29 protein-coding genes and 2 tRNA genes are annotated in these 26,236 nt (G+C 72.4%); 20 read left to right on the forward strand and 11 right to left on the reverse strand.

What is annotated here, in order from left to right:
• The first annotated feature begins 25 nt into the window (after positions 1-25).
• Together D9V37_RS04170 and D9V37_RS04175 are read left to right on the forward strand one after the other, a co-directional pair.
• A complete protein-coding gene (locus tag D9V37_RS04170) occupies positions 26-1,102 on the forward strand; it encodes a branched-chain amino acid aminotransferase (RefSeq protein WP_121804801.1) in 1,077 nt (358 codons plus the stop codon).
• A gap of 121 nt (positions 1,103-1,223) precedes the next feature.
• Positions 1,224-2,843, forward strand: a complete 1,620-nt coding sequence (locus tag D9V37_RS04175) for a serine/threonine-protein kinase (RefSeq protein ID WP_121804802.1) — start codon at positions 1,224-1,226, stop codon at positions 2,841-2,843.
• Between the two features lie 90 nt (positions 2,844-2,933).
• Here D9V37_RS04175 and D9V37_RS04180 read toward each other — a convergent pair whose 3' ends face one another.
• Both D9V37_RS04180 and D9V37_RS04185 read right to left on the reverse strand, forming a co-directional pair.
• On the reverse strand, positions 2,934-3,848 hold the full coding sequence (locus D9V37_RS04180) for a patatin-like phospholipase family protein (protein ID WP_121804803.1): 915 nt from the start codon (positions 3,846-3,848) through the stop codon (positions 2,934-2,936).
• Between the two features lie 5 nt (positions 3,849-3,853).
• Positions 3,854-4,300 carry a hypothetical protein gene (locus D9V37_RS04185; RefSeq protein WP_121804804.1) on the reverse strand — a complete coding sequence of 149 codons (447 nt, stop codon included), beginning with the start codon at positions 4,298-4,300 and terminating at the stop codon, positions 3,854-3,856.
• Positions 4,301-4,434: 134 nt separating this feature from the next.
• Between D9V37_RS04185 and cimA the strand changes: the two genes are divergently transcribed.
• The 5 genes from cimA to D9V37_RS04210 all read left to right on the forward strand — a co-directional run bounded on the left by cimA (position 4,435) and on the right by D9V37_RS04210 (position 9,736).
• Complete coding sequence (gene cimA, locus D9V37_RS04190) at positions 4,435-6,018, forward strand: citramalate synthase (protein ID WP_121804805.1); 1,584 nt, start codon at positions 4,435-4,437, stop codon at positions 6,016-6,018.
• Positions 6,019-6,449: 431 nt separating this feature from the next.
• Positions 6,450-7,832: an amidase gene (locus D9V37_RS04195; protein WP_121804806.1), complete on the forward strand. Its 1,383-nt coding sequence runs from the start codon at positions 6,450-6,452 to the stop codon at positions 7,830-7,832.
• A 10-nt stretch (positions 7,833-7,842) separates the two neighbouring features.
• Positions 7,843-8,505, forward strand: coding sequence for a hypothetical protein (locus D9V37_RS04200; protein ID WP_121804807.1), 663 nt, complete (start codon positions 7,843-7,845; stop codon positions 8,503-8,505).
• On the forward strand, positions 8,502-9,122 hold the full coding sequence (locus D9V37_RS04205; protein WP_121804808.1) for a hypothetical protein: 621 nt from the start codon (positions 8,502-8,504) through the stop codon (positions 9,120-9,122). The genes D9V37_RS04200 and D9V37_RS04205 overlap by 4 nt, the downstream gene beginning before the upstream one ends.
• Positions 9,119-9,736, forward strand: coding sequence for a hypothetical protein (locus tag D9V37_RS04210; RefSeq protein WP_121804809.1), 618 nt, complete (start codon positions 9,119-9,121; stop codon positions 9,734-9,736). The genes D9V37_RS04205 and D9V37_RS04210 overlap by 4 nt, the downstream gene beginning before the upstream one ends.
• On the opposite strand, the gene D9V37_RS04215 is transcribed toward D9V37_RS04210, so the two are convergent.
• On the reverse strand, positions 9,684-10,988 hold the full coding sequence (locus D9V37_RS04215) for a hypothetical protein (RefSeq protein ID WP_147455862.1): 1,305 nt from the start codon (positions 10,986-10,988) through the stop codon (positions 9,684-9,686). The genes D9V37_RS04210 and D9V37_RS04215 overlap by 53 nt on opposite strands.
• Before the next feature lie 12 nt (positions 10,989-11,000).
• Entirely contained in the window at positions 11,001-11,552 is a 552-nt protein-coding gene (locus D9V37_RS04220; protein WP_121804811.1) for a helix-turn-helix domain-containing protein, read from the reverse strand.
• 49 nt (positions 11,553-11,601) lie between these two features.
• On the opposite strand from D9V37_RS04220, the gene D9V37_RS04225 reads away from it, so the two are divergent.
• The 3 genes from D9V37_RS04225 to D9V37_RS20370 all read left to right on the forward strand — a co-directional run bounded on the left by D9V37_RS04225 (position 11,602) and on the right by D9V37_RS20370 (position 13,509).
• Positions 11,602-12,528 carry an NAD(P)/FAD-dependent oxidoreductase gene (locus D9V37_RS04225; protein ID WP_121804812.1) on the forward strand — a complete coding sequence of 309 codons (927 nt, stop codon included), beginning with the start codon at positions 11,602-11,604 and terminating at the stop codon, positions 12,526-12,528.
• A 74-nt stretch (positions 12,529-12,602) separates the two neighbouring features.
• Positions 12,603-12,992, forward strand: a complete 390-nt coding sequence (locus D9V37_RS04230; protein ID WP_121804813.1) for a VOC family protein — start codon at positions 12,603-12,605, stop codon at positions 12,990-12,992.
• Between the two features lie 352 nt (positions 12,993-13,344).
• Positions 13,345-13,509, forward strand: a complete 165-nt coding sequence (locus D9V37_RS20370) for a hypothetical protein (protein WP_198412348.1) — start codon at positions 13,345-13,347, stop codon at positions 13,507-13,509.
• Here the strand turns inward: D9V37_RS20370 and D9V37_RS04240 are convergent.
• Genes D9V37_RS04240 through D9V37_RS04250 form a run of 3 tightly spaced genes read right to left on the reverse strand, consistent with a single transcriptional unit; the run spans position 13,488 to position 15,230 of the window.
• A complete protein-coding gene (locus D9V37_RS04240) occupies positions 13,488-13,925 on the reverse strand; it encodes a GNAT family N-acetyltransferase (RefSeq protein WP_121804814.1) in 438 nt (145 codons plus the stop codon). The two genes, D9V37_RS20370 and D9V37_RS04240, sit on opposite strands and share 22 nt — an antisense overlap.
• Complete coding sequence (locus D9V37_RS04245) at positions 13,922-14,845, reverse strand: 3-methyladenine DNA glycosylase (RefSeq protein ID WP_121804977.1); 924 nt, start codon at positions 14,843-14,845, stop codon at positions 13,922-13,924. Before D9V37_RS04245 ends, D9V37_RS04240 begins: the two co-directional genes overlap by 4 nt.
• A 25-nt stretch (positions 14,846-14,870) precedes the next feature.
• Positions 14,871-15,230, reverse strand: a complete 360-nt coding sequence (locus D9V37_RS04250) for a hypothetical protein (protein WP_121804978.1) — start codon at positions 15,228-15,230, stop codon at positions 14,871-14,873.
• Positions 15,231-15,249: 19 nt separating this feature from the next.
• Between D9V37_RS04250 and D9V37_RS04255 the strand changes: the two genes are divergently transcribed.
• The 7 genes from D9V37_RS04255 (at position 15,250) to D9V37_RS04285 (ending at position 19,809) form a co-directional block, all read left to right on the forward strand.
• Positions 15,250-15,777 carry an MOSC domain-containing protein gene (locus D9V37_RS04255; protein WP_232524725.1) on the forward strand — a complete coding sequence of 176 codons (528 nt, stop codon included), beginning with the start codon at positions 15,250-15,252 and terminating at the stop codon, positions 15,775-15,777.
• Positions 15,774-16,295: a hypothetical protein gene (locus tag D9V37_RS04260; RefSeq protein WP_121804815.1), complete on the forward strand. Its 522-nt coding sequence runs from the start codon at positions 15,774-15,776 to the stop codon at positions 16,293-16,295. Before D9V37_RS04255 ends, D9V37_RS04260 begins: the two co-directional genes overlap by 4 nt.
• 27 nt (positions 16,296-16,322) lie before the next feature.
• Entirely contained in the window at positions 16,323-17,138 is an 816-nt protein-coding gene (locus D9V37_RS04265; RefSeq protein ID WP_121804816.1) for a fumarylacetoacetate hydrolase family protein, read from the forward strand.
• A gap of 25 nt (positions 17,139-17,163) precedes the next feature.
• On the forward strand, positions 17,164-18,603 hold the full coding sequence (gene gltX, locus D9V37_RS04270; protein ID WP_121804980.1) for a glutamate--tRNA ligase: 1,440 nt from the start codon (positions 17,164-17,166) through the stop codon (positions 18,601-18,603).
• On the forward strand, positions 18,600-19,580 hold the full coding sequence (locus D9V37_RS04275; protein ID WP_121804817.1) for a CPBP family intramembrane glutamic endopeptidase: 981 nt from the start codon (positions 18,600-18,602) through the stop codon (positions 19,578-19,580). Before gltX ends, D9V37_RS04275 begins: the two co-directional genes overlap by 4 nt.
• Before the next feature lie 41 nt (positions 19,581-19,621).
• A tRNA-Gln gene (locus tag D9V37_RS04280) sits at positions 19,622-19,693 on the forward strand.
• A gap of 43 nt (positions 19,694-19,736) precedes the next feature.
• Positions 19,737-19,809 (forward strand) — tRNA-Glu (locus D9V37_RS04285).
• A gap of 102 nt (positions 19,810-19,911) precedes the next feature.
• On the opposite strand, the gene D9V37_RS04290 is transcribed toward D9V37_RS04285, so the two are convergent.
• Together D9V37_RS04290 and D9V37_RS04295 are read right to left on the reverse strand one after the other, a co-directional pair.
• On the reverse strand, positions 19,912-20,952 hold the full coding sequence (locus D9V37_RS04290; protein WP_147455863.1) for an alpha/beta hydrolase: 1,041 nt from the start codon (positions 20,950-20,952) through the stop codon (positions 19,912-19,914).
• Positions 20,949-21,971, reverse strand: a complete 1,023-nt coding sequence (locus D9V37_RS04295; RefSeq protein WP_121804819.1) for an ABC-2 transporter permease — start codon at positions 21,969-21,971, stop codon at positions 20,949-20,951. Before D9V37_RS04295 ends, D9V37_RS04290 begins: the two co-directional genes overlap by 4 nt.
• 98 nt (positions 21,972-22,069) lie before the next feature.
• On the opposite strand from D9V37_RS04295, the gene D9V37_RS04300 reads away from it, so the two are divergent.
• Both D9V37_RS04300 and D9V37_RS04305 read left to right on the forward strand, forming a co-directional pair.
• Positions 22,070-22,648, forward strand: coding sequence for a TetR/AcrR family transcriptional regulator (locus tag D9V37_RS04300; RefSeq protein WP_158604368.1), 579 nt, complete (start codon positions 22,070-22,072; stop codon positions 22,646-22,648).
• Positions 22,645-23,190 (forward strand): NUDIX domain-containing protein, encoded by a 546-nt coding sequence (locus tag D9V37_RS04305; protein ID WP_121804821.1) that lies wholly within the window; start codon positions 22,645-22,647, stop codon positions 23,188-23,190. Before D9V37_RS04300 ends, D9V37_RS04305 begins: the two co-directional genes overlap by 4 nt.
• A 49-nt stretch (positions 23,191-23,239) precedes the next feature.
• On the opposite strand, the gene D9V37_RS04310 is transcribed toward D9V37_RS04305, so the two are convergent.
• Positions 23,240-23,923 (reverse strand): MerR family transcriptional regulator, encoded by a 684-nt coding sequence (locus D9V37_RS04310; protein ID WP_121804822.1) that lies wholly within the window; start codon positions 23,921-23,923, stop codon positions 23,240-23,242.
• Positions 23,924-24,014: 91 nt separating this feature from the next.
• Positions 24,015-24,752 (reverse strand): IclR family transcriptional regulator, encoded by a 738-nt coding sequence (locus tag D9V37_RS04315; RefSeq protein WP_121804823.1) that lies wholly within the window; start codon positions 24,750-24,752, stop codon positions 24,015-24,017.
• An 81-nt stretch (positions 24,753-24,833) separates the two neighbouring features.
• Here D9V37_RS04315 and leuC point away from each other — a divergent pair, with 81 nt between their 5' ends.
• A complete protein-coding gene (gene leuC / locus D9V37_RS04320) occupies positions 24,834-26,231 on the forward strand; it encodes a 3-isopropylmalate dehydratase large subunit (protein WP_121804824.1) in 1,398 nt (465 codons plus the stop codon).
• Positions 26,232-26,236: the final 5 nt, after the last annotated feature.

Genomic DNA, 26,236 nt, shown 5'->3' on the forward strand with positions numbered 1-26,236 from the left:
CCGTCTCACACCTAGGATGCCCCTCATGCTCGACATCACCACCACGCCGAACCCCTCACCGCGCAGCGACGCCGACCTGGCCGCTGTGCTGGCCGCCCCGGGCTTCGGCACGCACTTCACCGACCACATGCTCACCACCGAGTGGACGCCCGGCGACGGCTGGCACGACGCCCGCATCACCGCCTACGGCCCGCTCTCGCTGGACCCCGCGACCGCCGTCCTGCACTACGCGCAGGAGATCTTCGAGGGCATGAAGGCCTACCGCCACGCCGATGGCTCGGTGTGGACCTTCCGGCCCTTCGAGAACGCCGAGCGGATGGTCCGATCCTCGGCCCGGCTGGCGCTGCCGCAGCTGCCGGCCGAGGACTTCGTGCACGCCGTCGACAGCCTCGTCGCGGTCGACGAGCGCTGGGTGCCCTCCTTGGGTGAGGACTCGCTGTACCTGCGCCCCTTCATGTTCGCCAGCGAGGCGTTCCTGGGCGTGCGGCCCTCCCAGCACGTGACCTTCATGGTGATCGCCTCGCCCGCCGGGGCGTACTTCAAGGGCGGCATCAAGCCGCTCTCGCTGTGGCTGACCGAGGAGTACACCCGCGCCGGCCGCGGCGGCATGGGCGCGGCCAAGACCGGCGGCAACTACGCCAGCTCGCTGGTGGCCCAGCAGGAGGCCATCGCCCACGGCTGCGACCAGGTGGTCTTCCTCGACAGCGCCGAGGGCCGCTACGTCGAGGAGCTCGGCGGCATGAACATGTACTTCCTCTACGCCGACGGCCGCATCGTCACCCCCGAGACTGGCACCATCCTCGAGGGCATCACCCGCTCGGCCATCATCGAGCTGGCCCAGAAGTTGGGCCACCCGGTGGAGGAGCGGAAGTTCTCCATCGAGGAGTGGCGCGAGGGCATCCGCTCGGGGGAGATCACCGAGGTCTTCGCCTGCGGCACCGCCGCCGTCGTCACCCCCGTCGGCCGCCTGGAGTGGGACGGCGGCTCCGTCGAGGGCCGTAGCGAGCCCGGCGAGCTGACCATGGCCCTGCGCCAGCAGCTGGTCGACATCCAGTTCGGCCGGGCCGACGACACGTTCGGGTGGATGCACCGCGTGCTCTGAGCCGCCTTGGCGGTGCCCAGGCGGGGTAGTCCGTGACGAACGGACCCTCTGTCGGGCGATCTGAGGGTCCGATCGTCACGGACTACCCGGTCCGGGCGGGCGGTCCGACTACCCTCGAGGCGTGACCCAGACGCCCACGCAGGAGGAGCGCATCGGTGAGTACCGGCTCATCGCGCTCATCGGCGAGGGTGGCATGGGGGTCGTGCACCTGGCGCAGGCTCCCGACGGTCGTCGCGTCGCGCTGAAGGTGTTGCGCCCCCACGTCATCGGCGACGCCGAGGCGCGCGAGCGGCTGGCGCGTGAGGTGGCGTCGCTGCGGCGGGTGAGCAGCCCGCGGATCGCCGAGGTGCTCGATGCCGACTCCTCGGGTCCGCAGCCCTACATCGCCATGCGCTACGTGCCCGGACTCTCGCTGCACGAGTACGTGCGCGAGGAGGGCCCGGTCGCCGGTACCGACCTGTACCGGCTCGCCCGAGGGCTGGCCGAGGCGCTGCTCGCCGTGCACGCGGTCGGCGTGCTGCACCGCGACGTCAAGCCCTCCAACGTGCTCATGGAGGGCCGCAACCCGGTGCTCATCGACTTCGGGCTGGCCCGGGTGGCCGAGGACGCGCGGCTGACCCACACCGGTTGGCTGCTGGGCACGCCCGGTTACCTGGCACCCGAGATCCTCTACGGCGACGAGGCCACCCGCGCCGCCGACGTCCACTCCTTCGCCGCCACCCTGGTCTACGCCGCCACCGGCCGCCCGCCGTACGGCAAGGGTCCGGCGATGGCGGTCATGGACCGGGTGCGCCGCGGCGAGCACGACCTGTCCGGCGTGCCCGAGCCGCTGGCCGGGCTGCTGGACCGGTGCCTGGCCCCCGAGCCGCTGGAGCGCCCGGGGCTGCATGAGATCCGGCTCTGGCTGCACGAGCACGAGGGCACGGGGCCGGTGCGCGCGACGCCAAGCGCTCCGCTCGCGCCGATGACGCAGCCGATCGTGGCGCGACCGGCTGCGGTCCCGCTCCCGGTGCCATCGTCCGTGCCATCGTCCGTGCCGTCGTCGGTGCAGCCCTCGCTGCCACCCGAGTTCACCGTCTCCCAGCGCGCCCCGGCCACCCGGGCACTGCCCGCCGACCCGCTGCCGGCCTCGGTGACCCCGCTGACCAACCGTGACTCCCGCACGCTGCGGCGCGCCCAGCTGATGGGCATCGGCGCGGTCGTCGCCTCGGCCGTGGCCTTCGCGCCCTACGCCGCGGTGATCTTGACCTTCGTCGCGGTCCTGGGGCTGCGGACGGCGTCGGTGGCCCGCGAGCGCCATCACCGGCGTCGCACGGTGCGAGGGCGCAAGCGCTGGACCGACGTGCCGCGCACCACCCTCTCCTTGCCCGGCTACCTCCTGCTCGCGCTGCTCGGCTCGGTGCTGCTGGTCGGCTGGTCGGCGGCGGCGGCCGCCGCGGTCGGCATCGTCGCCGCCGTCGCCCGGGCGCCGTTGGGCGGCGGCATGCTGGCCATGGGGTTCGGCTTCGCCGCGTGCCTGTGGTGGGGCCCCGGCTCGCTGCGAGCCCGGGAGACGCTGAGTCGCAGCGTCGACCGCGCCGCCCGCAGCGACTACGCCGGGCTCTTCGTCGTCGGCCTGTGCGTCGTCGCCGTCGTCGTGCTGCTGGCCGCCCTGGCCGGCGGGGGACCCACCTGGTCGCCGGCCTCCGGCTCGCCGTGGAGCGCCGGTTTCCTGCGGACGGTGGCCGAGCACCTGCGGTGACGGTTCCCCACGGCACCGTGGTGAACCGTCACTTACCCACCGGAGCTCCCGTGGGTAGGTGGGCGTTCACCAGGGCACCGTGGTGAACCGTCACCGGCCCTGAGGCCACCCCGCCGCCACCTCGGCGGCCACCTTCGCGGCCTGGGCCAGCCCGGCCTTCGCGGCGTCGGGTCGCTTGGCCGGGTCGAGCACGTTCTTGCCGATCGCGGTGAGCGACTCGTGGTCGGGGGAGAGGACGGCGGTGCGGCGGGCGCCGGTGCGCCCGAGCTGGGAGGCAATGGTGTGGTGCCGGCTGAAGGAACGGGTCAGCGGGGCGATGACCAGGACGATGTCGCGCTCGCGCGCCAGGTCGGCGTTGGTGGCCGACCGGGCGCCGCCGTCGACGTAGGGGCGGCCGTCGATGACCACCGGCGGCCAGACGATCGGCACTGCGCAGCTCGCGGCGACGGCGTGCAGCAGGTCGACGTCGCCGTGGCGGTCGAAGACCCGTAGCTCGCCGGTCTCGGCGTCGACCGCCGTGATCTGCAGGTCGCGGTCTTCGGGCCAGTGCAGCCGGTCGCCCTTGGGCGTGCGCAGTCGTTGGCTGATGACGCGCAGCCGCTCGGTGGCGGGTCCGGGCTGGGCGGCGACGGCGGCCTGTCCGATGCGACGCCGCTTGGTCTGGCGGCTGCCCGGCAGCAGTACCAGCGGTGCCAGCCGGGCGAGCATGCCCGGGCCGAGGTCGGCCTTCACCTCGCCGGAGGCCGGACGCAGCTGTGAGGCGTAGAGGTCGTCGAGGTCCAGCCGGCTCGTCACCTGGGCGCCGACGACCGAGCCGGCCGAGGTGCCGATCACCGTGTCGGCCGCGGTGACGTCGATTCCGGCATCGCGTAGTCCCTTGAGCAGCCCGAGCTCCCAGGCGATGCCGGTGACCCCGCCGCCGCCGAGCACCAGCGCGGTCGTGACCGGGCCGTCGGGCAGGGGCTTGAGATGGGGACGTCCCAAGACGTCCAGCGGCGAGGACATGGCCGTCAGGATGCCAGCAACGGGGCGGTGCGGCGTCGGGCGATCAGCAGCACCAGCAGCACGAGGTAGCCGATCACGGCCGCCACCCCGAACGCGACGGCGATGGTGAAGGAGACGCTGTTGAGCGAGTCCGAGCGTCCGAAGAGCTGGCTCAGCAACGAGGTGTAGCTGTCGTCGGTGTCGCCGAAGTCGGGCAAGAACGCGCCGAAGCCGAGCATGCCGACCCAGGTGATGATCTGCGCGACGCTCTGGCCACGGGTCAGCGAGCGCGGTCGGCCGTCCTGCGTCCAGGCCAGGATGGTCGTGGCGACCAGGCCGACGAGCAGCAGCAGCGCCACGGGCATCAGGATCAGGATGAACCAGCCGCCGACGCCGAACACGACACGGCCGATCCAGACCCAGATCACGAGCACCAGGTTGAGCGGGCCCATCAGCAGCAAGGTGGTGCGCACTCCTCGACGGTAGTGGCACACTGGTGCTCGTGCAGCAGTTCGGCATCATCATCGTGTAGCGCGACAGAGCTTCTGTCGCGCCGGCCTCTCGTCCTCGAGGGGCTTTTTTGTTGCCCCGACCAGGAAGACCCGAGATGACCACCCCGTTCGACGTCTACGACACGACCCTGCGCGACGGCGCCCAGCAGGAGGGCCTCAACCTCTCGGTGGCCGACAAGCTGAACATCGCGCGGCAGATCGACAGGCTCGGCGTCGGCTACATCGAGGGCGGCTGGCCGGGGGCGAACCCCAAGGACACCGAGTTCTTCCGGCGCGCGCGCGAGGAGCTGCGGCTGGACAACGCCGTGCTCGCGGCCTTCGGCGCCACCCGCCGCGCCGGCGTCGCCGCCGCCGACGACCCGCTGGTGGCCGCGCTGCGCGAGAGCGGTGCGCAGGTGGTGACGCTGGTGGCCAAGTCGCACGACCGGCACGTCGAGCTGGCGCTGCGCACCACGCTCGAGGAGAACCTGGCCATGGTGCGCGACACCGTCACCCACCTGCGGGCCGAGGGGCAGCGGGTCTTCCTCGACGCCGAGCACTTCTTCGACGGCTACCGCGCCAACCGCGACTACGCCTTGGAGGTGCTGCGGACGGCCTACGAGGCGGGCGCGGAGGTGGTGGCGCTGTGCGACACCAACGGCGGCATGCTCCCGGGCTGGGTGGCCGACGTCGTCGACGACGTCGTCAGCACCACGCAGGGCCGCGTCGGCATCCACTGCCACAACGACACCGGCTGCGCGGTGGCCAACACGCTCTCGGCCGTCGACGCCGGCGCCAGCCACGTGCAGGGCACGCTCAACGGCTACGGCGAGCGCACCGGCAACGCCGACCTGGTCAACGTCGTGGCCAACCTCGAGCTCAAGGCCGGTCGACCGGTGCTCCCGCAGGGACTGCTGCGCGAGGCCACGCGCATCGCCCACGCGGTGGCGGAGGTGACCAACGTGCCGCCCGCCTCGCGCCAGCCGTACGTCGGCACCAGCGCCTTCGCGCACAAGGCGGGCCTGCACGCGAGCGCGATCAAGGTCGACCCCGACCTCTACCAGCACATGTCGCCCGAGGGCGTCGGCAACGACATGCGGCTGCTGGTCTCCGACATGGCCGGCCGTGCCTCGATCGAGCTCAAGGGCCGCGAGCTCGGCTTCGACCTCTCCGGCGACCGCGCCCTGGTCGACCGCGTGACCGCCCGGGTCAAGGACCTCGAGTCGCGTGGCTACACCTTCGAGGCCGCCGACGCCTCCTTCGAGCTGCTGCTGGCCGAGGAGGTCGAGGGCGCACGGCCCTCCTACTTCGAGGTCGAGTCGTGGCGGGTCATCACCGAGACCCCCGGCGCGGCGGACGCCGAAGCCGTCTCCGAGGCCACCGTGAAGCTGCGCGCCGGTGGCGCCCGCATCGTCAACACCGGCGAGGGCAACGGCCCGGTCAACGCCCTTGACCAGGCGCTGCGGGGCGCGATCGGGCAGGCGTACCCGGAGGTCGCCAAGTTCCAGCTGATCGACTACAAGGTGCGCATCCTCGACCAGGGCCACGGCACCGACGCCATCACGCGCGTGCTCATCGAGACCACCGACGGCGCCTCCTCCTGGGTCACCGTCGGCGTCGGCGCCAACGTCATCCAGGCTTCCTGGGGCGCCCTCGTCGACGGCCTCACCTTCGGCCTGCGCCGCGCCCAGGTGAGGTAGTCCAGATCGAGTGACACCACCGCGGACGCCGTCGGTGGTGCTACTTGATCTGGACTACCCCGGGAAACGCGCGAGGCCCTCACCACGGCGGATCGTGGTGAGGGCCCTCGCGAAGCAGTTCGCTCGTAACTCGTATCAGGCGTGCAGGGTGACTCCGCAACGCGGGCAGTGCTGCCCGTGGCAGCAGTCCAGCGCCTGGCCACACTCACATGTGACCAGCGTTCCGAGCGGGGATCGGGCCCCCACCTCGGTTACCATGCTCGCCATCACGCACCTCCATGGTCGACAAGCGAACGTGCTCAGAGCATCGGCGGCACGAAGGACTACCCGCGGGGTTTCGCCCGTTCCTGGCCTGACAGCCAGACGTTATGACCCGATCGGACTAAGCCGGTCCACAGACACGCCCTCCGCCCGCACTAGTCTCGGGGGCCGTGACGCAGCTGCACGAGCTCAGTGCTCTGGACCAGGCAACGGCGGTCCGTCGCGGCGAGGTCTCCACCCGCGAGCTCGTCGAGCACCACCTGGCCCGCATCGAGGAGCACTCCTCCCGCCTCGGCGCCTTCGTGACCCTCACGCCCGAGGCAGCGCTGGCCGCCCACCCCACCAGTGACGGGCCGCTGGCCGGGGTGCCGACCGCGGTCAAGGACCTCAACGCCACCGCCGGGGTGCGCACCACCTACGGCTCGGTGCTGATGCGCGACTACGTGCCGCAGCACTCCGACGAGGTGGTGCTGCGCCTGCAGCGAGCCGGGCTGGTGAGCCTGGGCAAGACCAACACCCCGGAGTTCGGCTCGCCCTGCTACACCGAGCCCGACCCCTCGATCGCGCCGCCGGCCGTCACCCCGTGGGACACCACGCGCATGGCCGGCGGGTCCAGCGGGGGAGCGGCCACCGCGGTGGCCGCCGGGCTGGTGCCGGTGGCACAGGGCTCCGACGGCGGCGGCTCGATCCGGATCCCGGCCAGCTGCTGCGGCATCGTCGGCTTCAAGCCCAGCCGCGGCGTCGTCTCCAGCGCGCCCGGCTACGGCGACCCGATCGGGTTGGCCACCAGCGGCCCCCTGGCCCGCACCGTCCGCGACGCCGCCGCGCTGCTCGACGTGCTCGCCGGACGCGCGGTGGGCGACCCGTACTGGACGCCGACGCAGCCCTACCTCGCCGCCTGCGACGTCGAGCCTCGGCGGCTGCGCGTGGCACGCTTCGTCGAGCCGATCCTGATGGACGCCGAGGTGCACCCCGCGTGCCACCGCGCCTGGGAGGACGCCTCGAGGCTGCTGGAGTCGCTCGGCCACGAGGTCGAGGACGTACCTGTCCCGATCCCGCGCGAGGCGGCCGAGGTGTTCCTGACCTGCTGGACGGTGCTGACCGCGGTGACGCCGGTGCCCGCCGAGCAGCGCCACCTGCTGCGACCGCTGACGCGCTGGCAGATCGAGCAGGGCGAGCAGGTGAGCGGACCGGACTTCGGCCGCGCCATCGGCGAGACCCGCCGCATCGCCGCGCGGGCGCTGGCCGCGCTGGCGGCGTACGACGTGGTGCTGACGCCGACGCTCGCCCAGCCGCCGCTGCCGGTCGGTGTGCTGCGCGACGACGAGGACCCCGAGGCCGACTTCCACGCCCAGGGTCGCTTCACCCCGTGGACCTCGAGCTGGAACATCACCGGGATGCCGGCCGTCTCGCTGCCGCTGCACCAGAGCGACGACGGGCTGCCGGTGGGTGTCATGCTCGCCGGCCGCCCCGGCGAGGACGCCGCGCTGTTCTCGCTCGCGGCGCAGGTCGAGGCCGCGCGACCGTGGGCGGATCGGCGCCCGTCGATCTAGGATCCTGCCCGTGTCGGACTCGGGTGCGGGCGAGGCGGCGTCCACGGCTGCCGCCGAGGGCCGTCCGAAGCTACGCCACCGCGCCCGCGGCTTCGTCAAGAACCGCTCGAACAAGCAGAAGGTCACCGGCGTCGCCGCGGTGGCGCTGCTGATCACCGCGCCCTTCGGGGGCCTGAAGGCCGAGCCGGCGCCGAAGCCCGCCACGCTGCACCTGAACCGCGCCTACGACATCGGGCCGTTCGACGTCACCGTGCAGAAGGTCGTCACCGTCAGCTCGCTCAGCCCCGTCATCAAGCCGGCCAGGAAGCACGACCGGCTGCTGGTCGTCGAGGCGCTGGTGCACAACCGCACCGACGAGCCGCAGTACTCCTCCTACATCTCCAAGGCGATCGTCACCAAGAACATGGGTGCGCGGCCCGGCGTCGCGGACGCCTACCTGGTCAAGGACGCCAGCTCGCTGAGCGAGCAGGTGAACCCGGGTCTGACCTACCGGCTGGCGTTCGTGTTCCAGCAGGCACGCGGCTGGGAGCCCGCTTCGGGTGACGACGCTCCGCGGCTTGGTCTGGGTCGTTGGACCTTCCAGGCCGACGACCCGCTCACCTTGGACCCCGACGCCTGGGTGCCCGAACGGCTCCTGGTCGAGGCTCCGGTCGACGTGAAGGTCAAGCCGTGAGGCGCTCGGTGACGTTGGCGGTGGCCCTGATCGCCGCGATGGCGTTGGGCCGGGCGATCACCGATCACCTACCGATCGGCAACGTCTCGAGCCGGCCGTTCGTGCGCACGGGACGGGTCGACCACGCGCTCTCGCTGCGCTACGCCGACGTGAAGGTCACCGACGTGCGGGTGGTCGCCTTCCTCGGCACGCCCAGCGGCGCGGCCGCGCCCGCGGGCCGGTTCCTCGCCGTCTACGCCACGATCACGGCGAAGCGCCAGCCGCAGCAGGTGGGCTACGTCGGTCTGCTCGGTGGCGACGGTCGTCCCTACGCCGTCACCAGCCGGGGCTCCTGCTCCGTGCCCGGCGCCTTCTACCCGACCGGTCTGCGCTACCACGTCATGTACTGCTTCGACGTGCCGAAGCGCGCGCTCGAGGGCAGCCGGCTGGAGCTGTCGCAGGGTGTGCCGGGCCAGGGCGGGGGCCAGGCGCGCGACGACGTCGCCCGGATCGCCCTCGGGTTGAGCCGGGCCGACGTGACGAAGGGCTGGGCCACCACGACCGGACTCGACGGCTTCTCCGGCGGCTTCGAGACGGCCGACCAGAAGTCGCTGACGCTGACCGAGGGGTCGTCGTGAGCAGGGGGTGGTGGCGCGCGAACCGGCTCTGGCTCCCGCTGGTGCCGGTCGCCCTGGTGGCGATGCTGGCCGCGGCGAGCTACCACGTGAAGACGTTCTGGTTCGACGACGGCCTGCACCGCACGCTGGTCACAGCGAAGCCCGGTCACGTCGCAGCGGTCGACATCCCCTACGAGGACACCGCCGGCAAGACCGCCTACCGGTTCCGGGTGCGCGTGGACAAGGTGACACCGACGACGACCTACCTGGACTCCCTGGGGGATCGCACCCGGGTTCAGGCGGGCGTCTCGGCCTACCGCGTGCGCCTCGGTTTCAGCGCCGACCCCAGCGTCGCGCTGAGCGGCTGCCAGCTCACCGTCGTCGACGCCGCCGGTCATCAGTACGACGTCAACGGCCTCCCGGTGAGCCAGACGCTGTGCGTACCCGACGGCCACGAGGGCCCCTCTCCCGCCTTGTACAAGGGGGCGAAGCGGGGCGCGGTGGAGAAGGGGCACCAGCGCCCACGCACCTGGACGACGTCGCCGGTGGTGCTGGTGCCCACCGGTGCCCGGCCGGTGGAGGTCAGGGTGTGGTTCGCTCGGCCGGACTACGTGAGCCTGCGGCTGCCTCGCTGAGCAGCGAGGGCACCAGCACCCACTCCAGGGCGGCGGCGAGCAGCGGCGCCGTCACCGCCATCGACAGGGCCAGGCCGAGCCCCGCCTCCATTGGCGAGATGGCCAGCCAGGTGTCGGTGTCCAACGGTCCGATGAGTAGCCGGACGGCCTCGGAGAACAGCAGCGGGATGCGGATCGCCACCAAGAACGCGAGCCCGAACACCAGCATCGGCAGCAGCCCGGCCGAGCCCAGCAGGCGCAGGCCGTTCCAGAACGCCGAGAACCGCTCGACGATGTCGGAGAGCAGCGAGGCGAGCCCCTTGCGCAGCCACGCCGGCACCACCGTGAGCCGCTCGATCCAAGGGTGCTCGAAGGGCGCGGGCGGTGCGAGCTTGTGGCCCAGCACGACCGCGCCGACGGCGAGCCAGGCGATCGGCACGACCACCACGGCGTCGAGTGACCCGACCAGTCCCAGCACCCAGGTGGTCAGCGCGTCCACCGGGTGCCCGAACCACCCGAGGTGGTCCACGACGCGCTCGTAGGTCGAGCGCACGGTGTGCACGGCGACGCGGTCGTCGAGCCAGTTCGTGCCGGCGGTGCGCACCTGCACGGACTGCCCGGCCACCTGCCCGGTGTAGTACACCTCGACCAGGGCGCCGAGGAAGGCCAGCAGCAGGAACCTGGTCAGGTTCTCGATGCGGCCCAGCGTCCAGCGCAGCACCCACGCGATCGCCACGATCATGAGCGCGATCTGCACGGGGTAGATGCCGAGCCGGCCGGCGTAGTCGTAGTGCAGCGTGTGGAGCAGCGAGAACCGGTTGAACTCGTTGAACGCCGCCTCGTTGCGGAAGCGCGAGATGTCCTGGTCGAGCAGGCCGTAGGAGACGTAGACGGCGAGGAACGGCACCAGCACCGACACCGCGACGTCGACGAGCCGCCGCTCCCGGCCCTCGGTGACGGCCTCAGGTGCCCGCTGCGCGCTGACCTCCTTCAGCCGCGGCAGGGAGGCGCCGCACAGGTGCAGCATCGCGATGATCGGCAGGAGGTACCCCAGCGGAGCCAGGATCAAGATGAGCTGGCCCAGGATCGGCACGGAGTCGCTGACCTCGACCGCCGCCCACAGCACGCCCGCGCGGATGCCCGCGCCCAGCAGGCTCAGTGCCAGCAGCGCCGGCCAGTGCCGGGCGATGAGGCGGCCCGCGGTGAGCAGCACGGCGGGCACGTCGCGGACCGAGACGCGGTCCTCCCGAGGAGATGGGGCAACGAGGGTCATGGCGCGCCGAGGTTACTTCGGGCGGGCCCGCACGTGCATCCGTTCGCCTTGCGGTCCGAAGATGCTGAGGATCTCGGTCGGACGGGCGTCGGCGCAGCCGAACCAGTGCGGCGTACGCGTGTCGAACTCCGCCACCTCGCCCGGGCCGAGCACCAGGTCGTGGTCCCCGAGCACCAGCCGCAGCCGTCCGTCGACGACGTAGAGCCACTCGTAACCATCATGGGAGCGTGGATCGGGCTCGCACCGCCGGGGGTCGATCACCTGCTTGAAGACGCGTGTGCCGCCGGGGCGGTTGCTCAGCGGCACGATCGTCGCCCACTGCGTCCTACGCGGCCGCAGGTGGACGCGTGGGTCACCGGTGGCTGGGGCGTCGACGAGGTCGTCGAGGGTGACGGCGTAGGTGCGGGCCAGGGGGAGCAGCAGCTCGAGCGTCGCCCTGCGGCCACCCGACTCCAGCCGCGACAGCGTGCTCACCGAGATGGCGGTCTGCTCGGCCACCTCGGCCAGGGTGAGGTCGCGCTCGGCGCGCAGGAGTCGCAGACGATCACCGAGGCCGTTTGCCATACCGGCAAGGTAACTTGTCGCTCTAGCGATAGCCGTTGAGGCTGAGAGCATGGATCACGACGTCATCGTCATCGGAGGAGGCGCGGCCGGGCTCTCCGGTGCTCTCATGCTGGGTCGCTCGCGACGCGACGTGCTGGTGCTCGACGCGGGGGAGCAGCGCAATCGGTCGGCAGAGGGCGTGCACGGCTTCGTGACCCGCGACGGACTGCCGCCTGCGGAGCTCGTCCGCATCGGGACCGAGGAGGTGGCCGGCTACGGGGTGCAGATGCGCCCAGCGACGGCCACCTCGGCGCGAGCGGTCGACGGTGGCTTCGAGGTGTCCCTCGCCGTCGGAGGTGCCGTCACGGCGCGCCGGCTGCTGGTGACCACCGGCGCGGTCGACGAGCTCCCCGACGTCCCCGGGCTGCGCGAGCAGTGGGGCCGTCACGTCGTGCACTGCCCTTACTGCCACGGCTGGGAGGTGCGCGACGAACCGATCGCCGTCCTGGCCACCGGACCCGCGGCTGCCCACCAGGCTCTACTGTTCAGCCAGCTCTCGGATCGGGTGAGCCTGCTGACCGACGGTCACGACGTCGCCGACCTCGACCTGGTCCGCGCTGCCGGGGTGAGGGTCGTCGAGGGCCAGGTCGCCCGGATCCTCGCCGAGGGCTCCCAGCTGACCGGCGTCGAGGTGGCCGGCTCCGTACTGCCGGTGACGACCGTGGCCGTCGCCTCGAAGGTGGTCGCACGTTCGACCGTGCTCGAGGCGCTCGGCGCGGAGACCGCCGACCTCGAGATGGGCGGGCAACTGGTCGCCCGCCACGTCGTCGCCGACCCGGTGACTCGCGAGACGTCGGTGCCAGGGGTCTACGCGGCGGGCAACGTCGCCGAACCGATGGCCCAGGTCGTCGGCGCCGCTGCCGCCGGCGCGATGGCGGGGGCGGTCATCAACATGGCGCTGGTGCAGGAGGACGTGCGCGCCGCCGTCGGGGCGTGACCCGGTAGCGCACGAGGGCGGCAGAGGCAGTCGGCCTCACGCGGCAGACCTCATCGGTGATCCATAGTGGGGGGATGGCCCTGCACCCGGAGAAGTCCTGGTTCGGCGTGGTCCTGGAGTGCGCCGACGCCTCCGAGCTCGCCCACTTCTACCGCCGGCTGCTGGGCTGGGAGCTCTTCGCCGACGCCCCCGACTGGGCGACCGTCGCCCCGTCGGCCACCGGCGGCCTCAACCTCGCCTTCAACGGCGACCCCGGCTACGCCCGCCCCGTGTGGCCCCGCGTGGACGGCGAGCAGCAGATGCAGCTGCACCTCGACTTCCAGGTCGAGGACCTCGACGAGGCCGTCGACCACGCCCTCGCCTGCGGCGCGACGCTGGCCTCGTTCCAGCCGCAGGACGACGTCCGGGTCCTGCTCGACCCGGCCGGCCACCCGTTCTGCGTCTACCTGGACTCCGAGGACTGAGGTCGGCGGACGTCTGGACCTACGTCGTAACCGACGTGGAGCCAGACGGTCCGTGGCCGGGGGTGAAATCGATGCGCTCGTTCGCATCGGTGGCCGTCTCCCTCGATGGCGCCGAGCAAGGCCGTTTCGAAGCGGTGCTCGAGCCGCTGCCCGGCACGGCGCCGGACGAGAGCACGTTCGCCTGGTTCCAGACCTACCCGGACGCGTGGGCCGGCGCTACGACGAACCCCGAGCCCGTCCCCGCTGTGATGGCGCGATACGTCAGCTGGTTGAAGACGCTGCCGTGGCACCGTGTATCCACTACCAACTCCGTCGCTTCGCCCGATACGGGGTCAGACAGGGGCATTGCTAGGTGCAGCCGGACATCCTGCCGAGCGAGTGGTTCGGCGATGTCGAGCACACACACGGCGCCATCGACGAGGCCCTCGGCTTCGCGAACCTGCTGATCGAGCTCTCCTGTCGCGGCCGCGCCGGCGACGTATCCGTTCCTGAGCCTCAGGACGGTCGGGCGAGATAGGCGGTCTTGGCGTCGGGGTCGAAACCGCAGGCTCGGTAGAACGCGTGCGTGGCCGGGGTCCGCGAGCCCGTCATCAGCATCGCCTTGTAGCAGCCGGCTTCCCACGCCCGGCGCAAGGTCGCCGCCATCATGCGCTTGCCCAGGCCGGTGCCGCGTCGGGTCTGCTCGACGACCACGTTCTCGATCACCGCGTACGGCGCTGCCGAGCGCGAGAGGTTCGGGATCAGGTTGAGGTAGGTCGTGGCCACCAGCTCGCCGTCCTCGTCGAGCACCAGCAGGTGAAGGTGCTCGGCGGCGACGATGGACTCGAAGATCAGCCGGTCCGACCCGTCCGTGAGGACGGTGTCGTACGGGTGCAGCTGACGGTAGAGCCGGATCACGCCGTCGAAGTCGTCGAGCGTCGCCTCGCGGATCACGAGGGCAGGCTAGCGACGCTCAGTAGGTCACCAGCCGTCCGCGTCAATCGCTCCCGCAGTGGTGCCGCCCGCTCGGTGAAGGCCCGCTGGGCCGCGACGTAGGCCTGCTTGCCCTCGGGCGTCTCGATCGGCACCGCCTCGAAGCCGTGCTCGCTCAGGTCGTAGGGCGAGGCGCGCATGTCGAGCTCGCGGATGTCGTGCGCCAGCTCGAAGCAGTCGGCCACCAGCTCGCTCGGCACCAGCGGCGACAGGCGGAACGCGTGCTTGTACAGATCCATGCCCGCGTGCAGGCAGCCCGGCTGCTCGAAGTCGGGACGGTCGTCGCGGCCGGGGGAGAGCGTGTTGAGCGGGCGGGCCGAGTCGGTGAAGAACCGGAAGGCGTCGAAGTGCGAGCAGGCGATGCGGTGCGACTCGACCACGGCGTCGGTGCCGGCCGGCCCCAGCCGGAGCGGCACCGGGTGCCGGGTCCGGTCGGCGCGGTGGACCATCGCCCACTCGTGCAGCCCGAAGCAGCCGTAGGACGCCGGGCGCGTGGCGGTGGCCTCCAGAAGTCGCAGCGTCGACTTCAGGAGCGGTTGGAGCGATTCCAGGTGCGCCGCCGTGACGGATAGTCCAGAACGAGTAGCACTGGTGCCGGGCTCGCAGTGGTGCGTCTTGGTCTGGACTACCGCGTACCCGCGGGCGTCGGCGTACTCGGGGGCGTCGAGGAGGGTGACGCCGTAGCCGGGGTGCCAGCGGCGCAGGGCGGCGGGGGAGTGGGAGTAGTAGCCGAAGAGGAAGTCGTGCACCGGGTGCTTCTCGCCGCGGCGCCGGCGGGCCAGGTGCGGCTGGACCCAGCGGTCGACCCGCTCCTCGTGCGCGGCCGCTCGAGCCGACCAGCACGACCGGTCGAGCACCTCGTGTGCTCCGGCGGTCGTCATGGCGACCACTCCAGCACACGCGGCGTCAGAGCAGGTCCAGCAGCCATGACGGACTCATGACGGTCGCCCCGGCCACCTCGGCACCGGCGCGCAGGCCGCGGTCGGCGGTGATGACGGTGACCTGGTCCACGGCGTGGGAGCGGACGACGTCGAGGATCGCCGCGTCGCCGTCGCGGGGGGCGTGGACGACGCGCACGTGGCCGTCGCGGCCGGCCGGTGCGCCCGCCTTCGCCTGACCCTCGAGCACCAGCACCACCAGGTCGTGGGGCACGTCGGCCACCAACAGCCGCTCGTGCAGTCGCCGAGCCGCGCCCGGACGGTCCTTCCACCAGCCGTCGGGGCGCGAGCCGACGACGTTGGCCGCATCGACCACGAGGACTCGCACGCGGCCTAGGATCCCAGGCGTGACAGTCGTCGCCGTGCATCGGGACGCCGAGCACCGCTTCAGCAAGCAGCCGGTCGAGGAGATCGTGCTGCTCGCGGGGCTCGGCGTGAAGGGCGACGCCCACCTCGGCGTCACCGTGCAGCACCGCTCGCGCGTGCGTCGCGACCCCACGCAGCCCAACCTGCGACAGGTGCACCTGATCCACGCCGAGCTGCTCGACGAGGTCAGCCACGAGGTCCGTCCCGGTGACCTCGGCGAGAACGTCACCACCCGCGGCGTCGACCTGCTCGGCCTGCCCACCGGCACGCTGCTGCACCTCGGCGCCGAGGCCGTCGTGCGCGTCACCGGGTTGCGCAACCCGTGCACCCAGATCGACGGCTTCTCCGACGGGCTGCTGCGCGAGCTGGTCACCCGCGACGAGGCCGGCCACGTCGTGCGGCTCGGCGGGGTCATGGGTGTGGTGGAGCGGGGCGGTGTGGTGCGTGCGGGCGACGCGATCGTCGTCGAGACCCCGGCCGGCGAGCCGCGTCCGCTCGAGCCGGTGTGAGCACGGCGCTGCGCCGGCTCGCGGTGGCGGGCCTGGTGCTCGGGGTGCTCGGCGTGGTGGTGCCGCTGCTGTTCGGCGACCTGTTCCAGAGCTGGGACCGGTTCGGCAGCGTCGAGATCCCCGGCCACGGCTCGGTGCGGCTGCCGGCCGGCGCCGTCGACGTCTCCTTCCGCGGCATCAGCGCCGACGGCGGGGGCGGCGGCAGCGTGGCGGTGCCGCGGTTCTCGGCGTCGATCGAGCGCTCGGGCACGGCCGACCCGGTGTTCCACAAGGTCGACGGTGGCGCGGTCAGCGTCAACAACGTGGTGCACGTGCCGGTGTGGCGGGTCGCCGTGCGGCGGGCCGGGACGTACGAGGTGACCACCAGCGGTGAGGACCGCGGCTACGTGGCCATCTACCTCGACCTCGGTCACCGCCGCCACTACGGCCGGCTGCAGCTGGGCGCGGGGGTGCTCCTCGTGGCGTCGCTGCTCGCCCTGCTGGTGGCACGCGGTCGGCGCCGCACCGCCGATCAGTAGTCGCGGGCGATCAGTAGTCTCGGCCCCGTGCGTATCGCGAGATTCACCACCGGCGAGGACCCCCAGTTCGGGGTCGTGACCGGCGAGGTCGACGACAACGGCATCCCCGACGAGGACTGCGTGGTGGTGGCCCTGGCCGGCGACCCGCTCTACGCCGGCGTGCAGCTGACGCAAGAGGAGCACCGGCTGGCTGACGTCCGGCTGCTGGCGCCGGTGCTGCCGCGCAGCAAGGTGGTCGGCATCGGCAAGAACTACGCGGCTCACGTCGCCGAGATGGGCACCGGGGACGCCCCCAGCGAGCCGCTGATGTTCCTCAAGCCCAACACCAGCGTCGTCGGCCCCGGCGACCCGATCTTCTACCCGCCGCAGAGCAACGAGGTGCACTTCGAGGGCGAGCTCGCCGTCGTCATCGGCCGCATCTGCCGCGACGTGCCGCCCGAGCAGGCCACCGACGTGATCTTCGGCTACACCGCGGCCAACGACGTCACGGCGCGCGACCTGCAGCGCGGCGACGGCCAGTGGGCGCGGGCGAAGGGCTTCGACTCCTTCTGCCCGCTGGGGCCGTGGATCGAGACCGACCTCGACCCGCACGACTTCGAGGTCGGCCGGCCCGTGCGCACCTGGGTCAACGGCGACCTCAAGCAGGACGGCTCCACCGCCGACCTGATCTTCGACCTGCCCACGCTCGTCTCCCACGTCAGTGCCGCGATGACGCTGCTGCCCGGCGACGTCATCCTCACCGGCACCCCCGACGGCGTCGGCCCGATCGTGCCCGGCGACGAGGTCGAGGTCTTCGTCGGCGGCATCGGCAACCTCACGAACGTGGTGAAGAACCGTGACTGAGCTGAACCCCGCCGTGCGCGTGCGGATGGCGCCCTCGCCGACCGGCTCGCCGCACGTGGGCCTGGCCCGTACTGCCTTGTTCAACTGGGCCTTCGCGCGCCACCACGGCGGCACCTTCGTCTTCCGCATCGAGGACACCGACACCGCACGGAACACCCAGGAGTCCTACGACGCCCTCATCGAGGTGATGCACTGGCTCGGCCTGGAGTGGGACGAGGGGCCGGAGAAGGGCGGGCCGTTCGGGCCGTACCTGCAGTCCGAGCGTGGCGAGATCTACGCCGACGTGCTGGTCCGGCTGCGCGGCACCGACCACGTCTACGACTGCTTCTGCACCACCGAGGAGGTCGACGCCCGGCGCAAGGCCAGCGGGTCGAAGCTGCAGGGCTACGACGGCTTCTGCCGCGACCTGAGCGCCGAGCAGCGCGCCGCGTTCGAGGCCGAGGGCCGCCGGCCGGTCCTGCGGTTCCGGATGCCCGACGGCTCGATCACCTTCGACGACCTGGTGCGCGGCGAGGTCACCTTCGCCTCCGAGCACGTGCCCGACTACGCGCTCGCGCGCGCCAACGGCGAGCCGCTCTACACGCTGGTCAACCCGGTCGACGACGCGCTGATGGGGATCACCCACGTGCTGCGTGGCGAGGACCTGCTCTCCAGCACGCCGCGTCAGATCGCGCTCTACGAGGCACTGAAGGAGCTCGGCGTCGCCCAGCACACGCCGCGCTTCGGGCACCTGCCGTACGTGATGGGCGAGGGCAACAAGAAGCTCTCCAAGCGCGATCCCGAGGCCAACCTGCTCGGCTACCGCGACGCCGGCTTCCTGCCCGAGGGGCTGCTCAACTACCTGGCCCTGCTGGGCTGGGCCATCTCCGGGGACCGCGACGTCTTCACCCTGCCCGAGATGGTCGACGCCTTCGAGATCGGCGACGTCAACCCAAACCCGGCGCGCTTCGACCTGAAGAAGGCCGAGGCCATCAACGGCGACCACATGCGGATGGTGCCCGTCTCGGAGATGGCCGAGCGGGTCGTGCCGTTCCTGCAGGCGGCCGGCGTCCTCCCCGCCGAGCCCACCGACTTCCAGCGCGACCTGCTCGCCCGCGCCGTGCCGCTGGTGCACGAGCGGATGAACAAGCTCACCGAGGCGCCCGGCATGCTCGGGTTCTTGTTCGTCACCGACGTCGCCTACGACGAGGCCGACGTCGCCGCCGTCCTCGACGACGCCGGCCGCGAAGTCGTCACCGCGTCGGCGACCGCGCTCGAGGCGCTGGAGGAGTGGACCACTCCGGCCATCGAGGAGGCGCTGCGCGCCGCCCTGGTCGACGGCCTCGGCCTCAAGCCGCGCCACGCCTTCGGACCGGTGCGCGTGGCCGTCACCGGCCGTCGCGTGTCGCCGCCGCTGTTCGAGTCCCTCGAGCTGCTCGGCCGCGAGGTGACGCTCGCGCGACTGGCCCACGCAGCCACCCTGTGACCACCGAGCCGACGGCCGCTGTCGGCTACCCCCAGGTGCTGCGCACGCCCACCTGGGCGTGGTGGCGGCCGCTCGTCGGCTCGGTCGTGCTGCTGGTCGCGGTGTTCGTGCTCGCCGGCCTGGTGATGACGCCGGTGCTGGTCGTCGCGGTGTACGTGCAGGTGGGCATCGAGGGCGGGAACTTCGCCGACGCCTTCACGAAGGCGGCGGATCTGGACCGCGTGACGCCGGCCTCGATGCTGTACCTCAACCTCACCCTGGCCACCGGCGTGCTCGTCGCCTGGGCCGTGGTGCGGTGGCTGCACGGCGTCCGGCCGCGGTGGCTGACGTCGGTGCGCCCGGGCATCCGCTGGCGCTTCCTGCTGGCCTGCCTCCCGATCTCGGTCGTGGCGCTGGCCGTCCAGGTCGGCCTGGGTCTCCTGGTGCCCGCGGAGGGCAACGAGAACACCGGCCAGGTCGGCACGCTCAACCACCTCGGCGGCCAGGCCCTGGCCTTCGCCATCGTCATCGTGCTCACCACCCCGCTGCAGGCCATGGGGGAGGAGTACGTCTTCCGCGGTTACCTGATGCAGGCCATCGGCTCGCTCTTCGGCCGCTGGAGCGGCCTCGCGTTCGCCGTCACGCTGCTGGTGCCGGCCCTGCTCTTCGCCATCGCCCACGGCGCCCAGGACCCGCCGCTGTTCTTCGACCGGTTCGGCTTCGGCGTGCTCGCCGGGTTCCTCGTGGTCCGCGTCGGCGGCCTCGAGCCCGGCATCGCGCTGCACGTGCTCAACAACTTCGTCGCCTACGGCTTCGCCCTGGTCTTCGGCAACATCGCGACCGTGTTCGAGGCCACCAAGACCTCCTACTGGAACATCCCGGTGACGATCGTGCAGAGCCTGGTCTACGTCGGCCTGGTGCTGCTGGTGGCCCGGCGGATGGGGGTGGCGGGCGCCACGTCGCAGCCGCCCGGGCGGATTGGGCAGCGTCCGGTGTGACCGTGTATCGTCGTCCCTCGGTCCATCCGGATCGACACCCTTGGGGTATGGGGTAATTGGCAGCCCGACTGGTTCTGGTCCAGTTAGTCTAGGTTCGAGTCCTAGTACCCCAGCGAGACGCTGAATCCCTTGCTGTGCAAGGCTGAGGCGTGTCACGCCCCCGTTGTGTAGTGGCCTAGCACGCCGCCCTCTCAAGGCGGTAGCGCGGGTTCGAATCCCGTCGGGGGTACGCGAAAGCAGCGGCCCGGTTCTCCAGTGAGAGCCGGGCCGCTGTCATGTCCGGGACGTCATACGAATCGGTCGCTGCGGCGACCTCTTCGGATGACGTTGCTCAGCCGCGCACCCAGGTCCGCAGGACGTCGGCCAGGTGCTCGGTGGCGCGGCGGGCGGAGCGGCTGACGCCGAGCAGGCCGATGTAGCCGTGGAGCTGGCCGGAGGTGCGCTCCAGGTGGACCTCGACGCCGGCCTCGCGCAGCTTGGCGGCGTACGCCTCGCCCTCGTCGCGCAGCGGGTCGAACGCGGCCGTGACGACGTGGGCGGGGGCGACGCTGCGCGGCACCGTGGCGTGCAGCGGCGCGGCCGCCGGGTCGGTGAGCGCGTCGCCGCTCAGACCGCCGGCGTAGGAGCGCACCGCGAGGTCGATGAAGTCGTTGGTGAGCAGGAAGCCGGTGCCGAACAGCTCGCGGGAGGGGAAGCTGTCCTCGGCGGTGGTGCCCGGGTACATCAGCAGCTGGAACGCGCACCGCTCGCCCGCGGCCAGCGCCACGCCGGCGGCCAGGTTGCCGCCGGCGGAGTCGCCGGCGACGGCGATCCGATGCGGGTCGACACCGAGCTCGGCGGCGTGGGCGTGCACCCACTCGAACACCGCGACGCAGTCGTCGTAGGCGGCCGGGAAGGGGTGCTCGGGCGCGAGCCGGTACTCCGCCGAGAGCAGCTCGACGCCCGAGCGCTCGGCCAGGAAGCGGCACACCGGGTCGTAGGTGGCGATGTCGCCGGCGATGAACCCACCGCCGTGGAGGAACACCACCACAGCCCCGGCGGCTGCCGGGTCGGGCCGGGTGGGGGAGTAGCGGCGGACCGGCACCCCGGCGACGTCGAGGTCCTCGACGCGCCCGATCGGCCAGGTGCCGCCCGCGACGCGCATGCCGCGGCGCAGGTCGTCGCGCAGCCGTGGGATGTCGGCCGGGCCGAGGCGAGGCGCAGCGGCGGACCGGGTGAGCCGCAGCAGCACCTGGTTCTCGACCTCCAAGGCGTCGCCGTCGAGCCGCAGCGGACGTCCGGCGATCGCGCGCCGCAACGGTCGCGGGGCGGCGAGCAGCGCCTGCAGGGCCAGTCGTTGCCCGCGCACGGCGAGGCCGTCGGCGGGCGTCATGCCGCCACCGCCTCGCGCGAGTGACGCCACCGGCTGACCGCCAGCGTCACCACGACGCCCACCGCGGCCCAGAGCGCGATCACCAGCAGGTACCCGCCCGCGTCGCGGCCGGCGAAGTACACCGTGCGGCGCAGCGCCTCGGTGCCGGCGCCGTTGGGCAGCCACGGACCGATCGTGCGCCACAGCCACGGCAGCAGCGGCCAGCCGAACGCCCCGCCCGCGCTGGGGTTGCCCAGCACCACGAAGACCAGGACGGCCAGGCCGATGCCGAGGGTCCCGCACAGCACCTGCAGGGCCGTGGTGACGGTGGCCGCCGCCAGCACCAGCAGGGTGCCGGTGCCAGCCAGCGCCCAGAAGTGGCCGGTGAGCGCACCCAGCCACTGGTCCACCACCAGCGCCCCGCCGAGCCCGGCCGCCGCGGCGTAGGGCAGCTGGGCCAGCAGCCGGATCACCGCCCGGCGTGGGTTCGCCGGCCGCGAGCCGCGGGCGACGCCGAGCAGCGAGGCCATCAGGTAGCCCCCGACCAGCCAGCCGATGGTGAGGTAGAAGCCCGAGAGGCCGCGCGCGTCGCCGGACTGCAGCGGCACCAGATCGGTGGTGGTGAGGCTGCGCTGCTGCTCGGCCTCGGCCTGCTCGGCGGCCTGCTGGACCGCGCTCACCAGCGACGAGCCGCCGCCCGAGGCCACCAGGAGCTCGTCGGTGGTGCCGCCGGAGTCCACGACCAGTGCGGCGTGCAGCCGGTCCTGGCGGATCTGCTCCACCGCGGTGGCACGCTGCTGCAGCCGCGTCACCGACACCTCGTCGCCCACCGAGTCCTTCAGCTGCTGCTCGACGCGCGCGGTGATGCTGCTCGGTCCGACGATGCCGACCCGGAGGTCGTGGGCGGTGGGGTGGTGGAAGGCGCCGACGTAGGAGGCCACGAACCCCAGCTGCAGGGCGAGGACGCCGAGCACGAGCAGGACCGTGCGCGGCGCGATCGCGTCCTTGAGCTCGGCGGTGAAGCTGACGTCCTCGGCCATGGTCCCTCCCCAGGGTTACGCTACTGTCGGTAGTGGAATTAATCGTACGAGGCCCGGGAGCCTCGCCACAGGGTTTCGGGGGCCGGAGGAGGTGTGATGTGGCAGACGTCGCGAGTCGCACGGGCCGGCCGCGCCGCGCCGACGTCGAGGCCGCCGTGCTCGACGCGACGGCCGCGCTGGTCGGCGACCGTGCCTACGCCCAGGTCACCATCGACGCCATCGCGGCGCGGGCCGTGGTGGCCAAGACGACGATCTACCGGCGGTGGAGCTCCAAGGCCGAGCTCGCCGTCGACGCCCTCGCCCGCACCCTCGGCGACCCGCCGGTCGACGACCGCGACGGCGCGACCGCGGTCCGCGCCGCTGTCGGCTGGCTCGCCGGCCGGGTGCGCGAGCCCGACGTGCGCCACCTGCTGGTCGGGCTCGTTGACGAGGCCGGCCGCGACCCGGAGCTGCGCGCCCGGTTGCGCGCCCGCATCCGCGACCCGTTCACGCAGGCCCTGTGCGAGCGGTGGGAGGTCGAGGCGTCGGTGGTCGACCTGGTCGTCGACGTCGTCCTGGGGGCGGTGCTGCACCGGATCGCGATGAGCGGCGACATCGGTGACGGCGACGTCGAGAGCGTCGTCGACCTCGCCGTGCACGCGCTGTTCCGCGGCCCCACCGTTAGCGTCGAGCCATGACCGGTCCCAGCCCGTGGCGCACGACCTCCAGCCGGACCGTCTACCGCAACCCCTGGATCCGGGTGCGCGAGGACGAGGTGGTCCACCCCGACGGCCGGGCCGGGATCTACGGGGTGGTCGAGCTCCCGGTGGCGGTCTTCGTGGTGGCACTGACCGAGGCCGACGAGGTGGTGCTGGTCGAGATGCACCGCTACACCACGGGCCCCTCGCTCGAGGTGCCCGCGGGCGGGTCGGAGGGCCAGGACCCGCTGTTGGCCGCGCAGCGCGAGCTGCGCGAGGAGACCGGCCTGCAGGCCTCGTCGTGGGAGCAGATCGGCACCATGCAGGCCCTCAACGGGATCGCCGACGCCCCCGAGGTGGTCTTCCTAGCGCGCGGGCTGAGCGCGGCCGAGGAGGGCGCCGAGCAGGCCGAGGAGGGCATCACGGCCGTACGTCGGGTGCCCTGGACCGAGACGATGGACCTGGTGAGCCGCGGCGTGATCGGCGACGGCGAGAGCATCGCCAGCCTCATGCACGCGGCGCTGGCGCTCGGGAGGCTTTGAGCGCGCCGGTGGTCGAGGAGGTCGCCTGCGACCGTCTCGAAACCCGCGGCTAGCCGTCGGTCCAGCGGCGGTGCGGCGAGCCCTCGGGCGGCGGGTCGATCCGGGTGCGATCGCGCACGGCGTGCTCCTGGGCGAGGCGGCGCACCACGAGCACGACCGGCTCGGAGAGCACGGTGGTGCTGATGGCGTTGAGCAGCGCACGCTCGGGATCGCTGAGGTCCACGAAGCCGATCTCGGCCTCCGCGACGGCGCCGAGGTGCTCGGAGTACAGGTCCAGCAGGTCGGTCAGCCCGCGGCCGGGTCGGTCGGCCCCGGCGCCGGTCTCCAGCAGTGCGTCGAGCGCGACCGCCAGCGCCTCGCGGTGCGGGCTGGCGGTGCCGACCTGCCAGCCCCGTCGCCCGATCATCGCCTCGACGGCGGCCAGCGCCTCCGGACTGGGAGTTCGCTCCTCCATCACCCGGCGGGAGAGCTCGTAGTGGGCGGCGCCCACCGCCTGCGGCACCCGGACGTCGGGACCGTCGGCGGACTCCAGGATGCGGCGCACCTGGTCGAGCTTGAGCTGGCCGACCTCGGTCAGGGCCTTGACCAGCCGCAGCCGCGCCACATGGGCCTCGTCGTACTCCGCGCGCATCGGGCCGACCGATCGACCCTTCGGCAGCACGCCGACCCTCAGGTAGTGCTTGATCGTGTCGACCGGGATCCGCGTGCGCTCACTGAGCTCGGAGATCCACACGGCCCGAGATTAGGGCATGTGCGGCCAAACCCCACCAACTGCGCGTCGTCCGGACCGCCCGGCCTGGACGACCAGCCCGGATGACCAGGGTCTAGTCGCCCGCAGCGGCGCGTCGCAGCGACTCGCTGAGCCGCTCGGCCGCGGCGAGCACGGCCGGGGCGTGCATACGACCCGGCTGACGCGAGAGCCGCTCGAGCGGGCCGGAGACCGACACGGCGCCGACGATCTTGCCCGAGGGCGAGCGCACCGGCGCCGACACCGAGGCCACGCCCGCCTCGCGCTCGCCGACCGACTGCGCCCAGCCGCGGCGGCGGATGCCGGAGAGGGCGGCGGCGGAGAAGGCGGCGTTCTGCAGACCCCGGTGCATCCGCTCGGGGTCCTCCCAGGCCAGCAGCACCTGGGCCGCCGAGCCGGCCCGCATGGTGAGCTGCGAGCCGACGGGGATCGTGTCACGCAGGCCGGTGGGCCGCTCGGCGGCAGCGACGCACACGCGGTACTCGCCCTGCCGGCGCCACAGCTGCGCCGACTCGCCGGTGATGTCGCGCAGCCGCGCCAGCACGGGTCCGGCGGCGGCGAGCAGCCGGTCCTCGCCGGCCGCGGCGGAGAGCTCGGCCAGGCGCGGGCCGAGCACGAAGCGGCCCTGCATGTCGCGGGCCACCAATCGGTGGTGCTCCAGCGCGACGGCCAGCCGGTGGGCGGTCGGCCGGGCCAGCCCAGTGCCGGCGACCAGCCCGGCCAGGGTGGCCGGACCCGACTCGAGCGCGGCCAGGACCTGCGCCGCCTTGTCCAGCACGCCGACGCCGCTGCCACCCGTCGATGCGTTGTCCATATGGCAATACTGACGTCTCAGATCATGGGACGCAAGGCGTATCGTGAGACTCACAGAGACGGATCGAAGGAGATCGCCACCATGGGCAAGACGTTGTCCGAGAAGGTCTGGGACGAGCACGTCGTCCGCCAGGCCGCCGGAGAACCCGACCTGCTGTACGTCGACCTGCACCTCGTGCACGAGGTCACCTCGCCGCAGGCGTTCGAGGGCCTACGGCTGGCCGGGCGACCGGTGCGCCGGCCCGACCTCACCGTGGCCACCGAGGACCACAACGTGCCGACGATCGACTGGGACAAGCCGATCGCCGACCCGGTCTCGCGCACCCAGGTCGAGACGCTGCGCAGCAACGCCGCCGAGTTCGGCGTCCCCCTGCACCAGCTCGGCGATGCCGACCAGGGCATCGTCCACATCATCGGCCCGCAGCTCGGCCTCACCCAGCCCGGCATGACGATCGTCTGCGGCGACTCCCACACCTCCACGCACGGCGCGTTCGGCGCGATCGCCTTCGGCATCGGCACCTCGCAGGTCGAGCACGTGCTGGCCACGCAGACGCTGCCGCAGGCCAAGCCCAAGACCATGGCCGTGACCGTCGAGGGCGAGCTGCCCGACGGCGTCACCGCCAAGGACCTGGTGCTCACCCTCATCGCCCACACCGGCACCGGTGGCGGGCAGGGCTACATCGTCGAGTACCGCGGCGAGGCGATCCGGAACCTCTCGATGGAGGCCCGGATGACGATCTGCAACATGAGCATCGAGTGGGGCGCCAAGGCCGGCCTCATCGCGCCCGACGAGAAGACCTTCGCCTACATCGAGGGCCGCACCCACGCACCGAAGGGCGAGGACTGGGACGCCGCGGTCGCGCACTGGCGCACGTTGGTGAGCGACGACGACGCCCGCTTCGACAAGGAGATCGTCCTCGACGCCTCGACGATGACCCCGTTCGTCACCTGGGGCACCAACCCGGGCCAGGGCGTCCCGCTGGCCGCCAGCGTGCCCGCGCCGAGCGACTTCGAGGACGCCGACGACGCGACGGCGGCCGAGAAGGCCCTGGAGTACATGGGTCTGCAGGCCGGCACGCCGATGCGCGAGATCAAGGTCGACACCGTCTTCGTCGGCTCCTGCACCAACGGCCGGATCGAGGACCTGCGCGCCGCGGCCGCGGTGGTCGAGGGCCGCCACGTCGCCGACGGCACCCGGCTGCTGGTCGTGCCCGGCTCGGCGCGGGTACGTCTGCAGGCCGAGGACGAGGGGCTCGACGTGATCTTCAAGGAGGCCGGGGCCGAGTGGCGCGGCGCGGGTTGCTCGATGTGCCTGGGCATGAACCCCGACCAGCTCGAGCCCGGCGAGCGCAGCGCCTCGACCTCCAACCGCAACTTCGAGGGTCGGCAGGGCAAGGGCGGGCGGACCCACCTGGTCTCGCCGCTGGTCGCCGCGGCCACCGCGATCCGCGGCACGCTCTCCTCGCCGGCCGACCTCTAAGGAAC

The sequence above is a fragment of the Nocardioides mangrovicus genome (genome assembly GCF_003674065.1).
GTDB classification, from domain to species: Bacteria; Actinomycetota; Actinomycetes; order Propionibacteriales; family Nocardioidaceae; genus Marmoricola; species Marmoricola mangrovicus.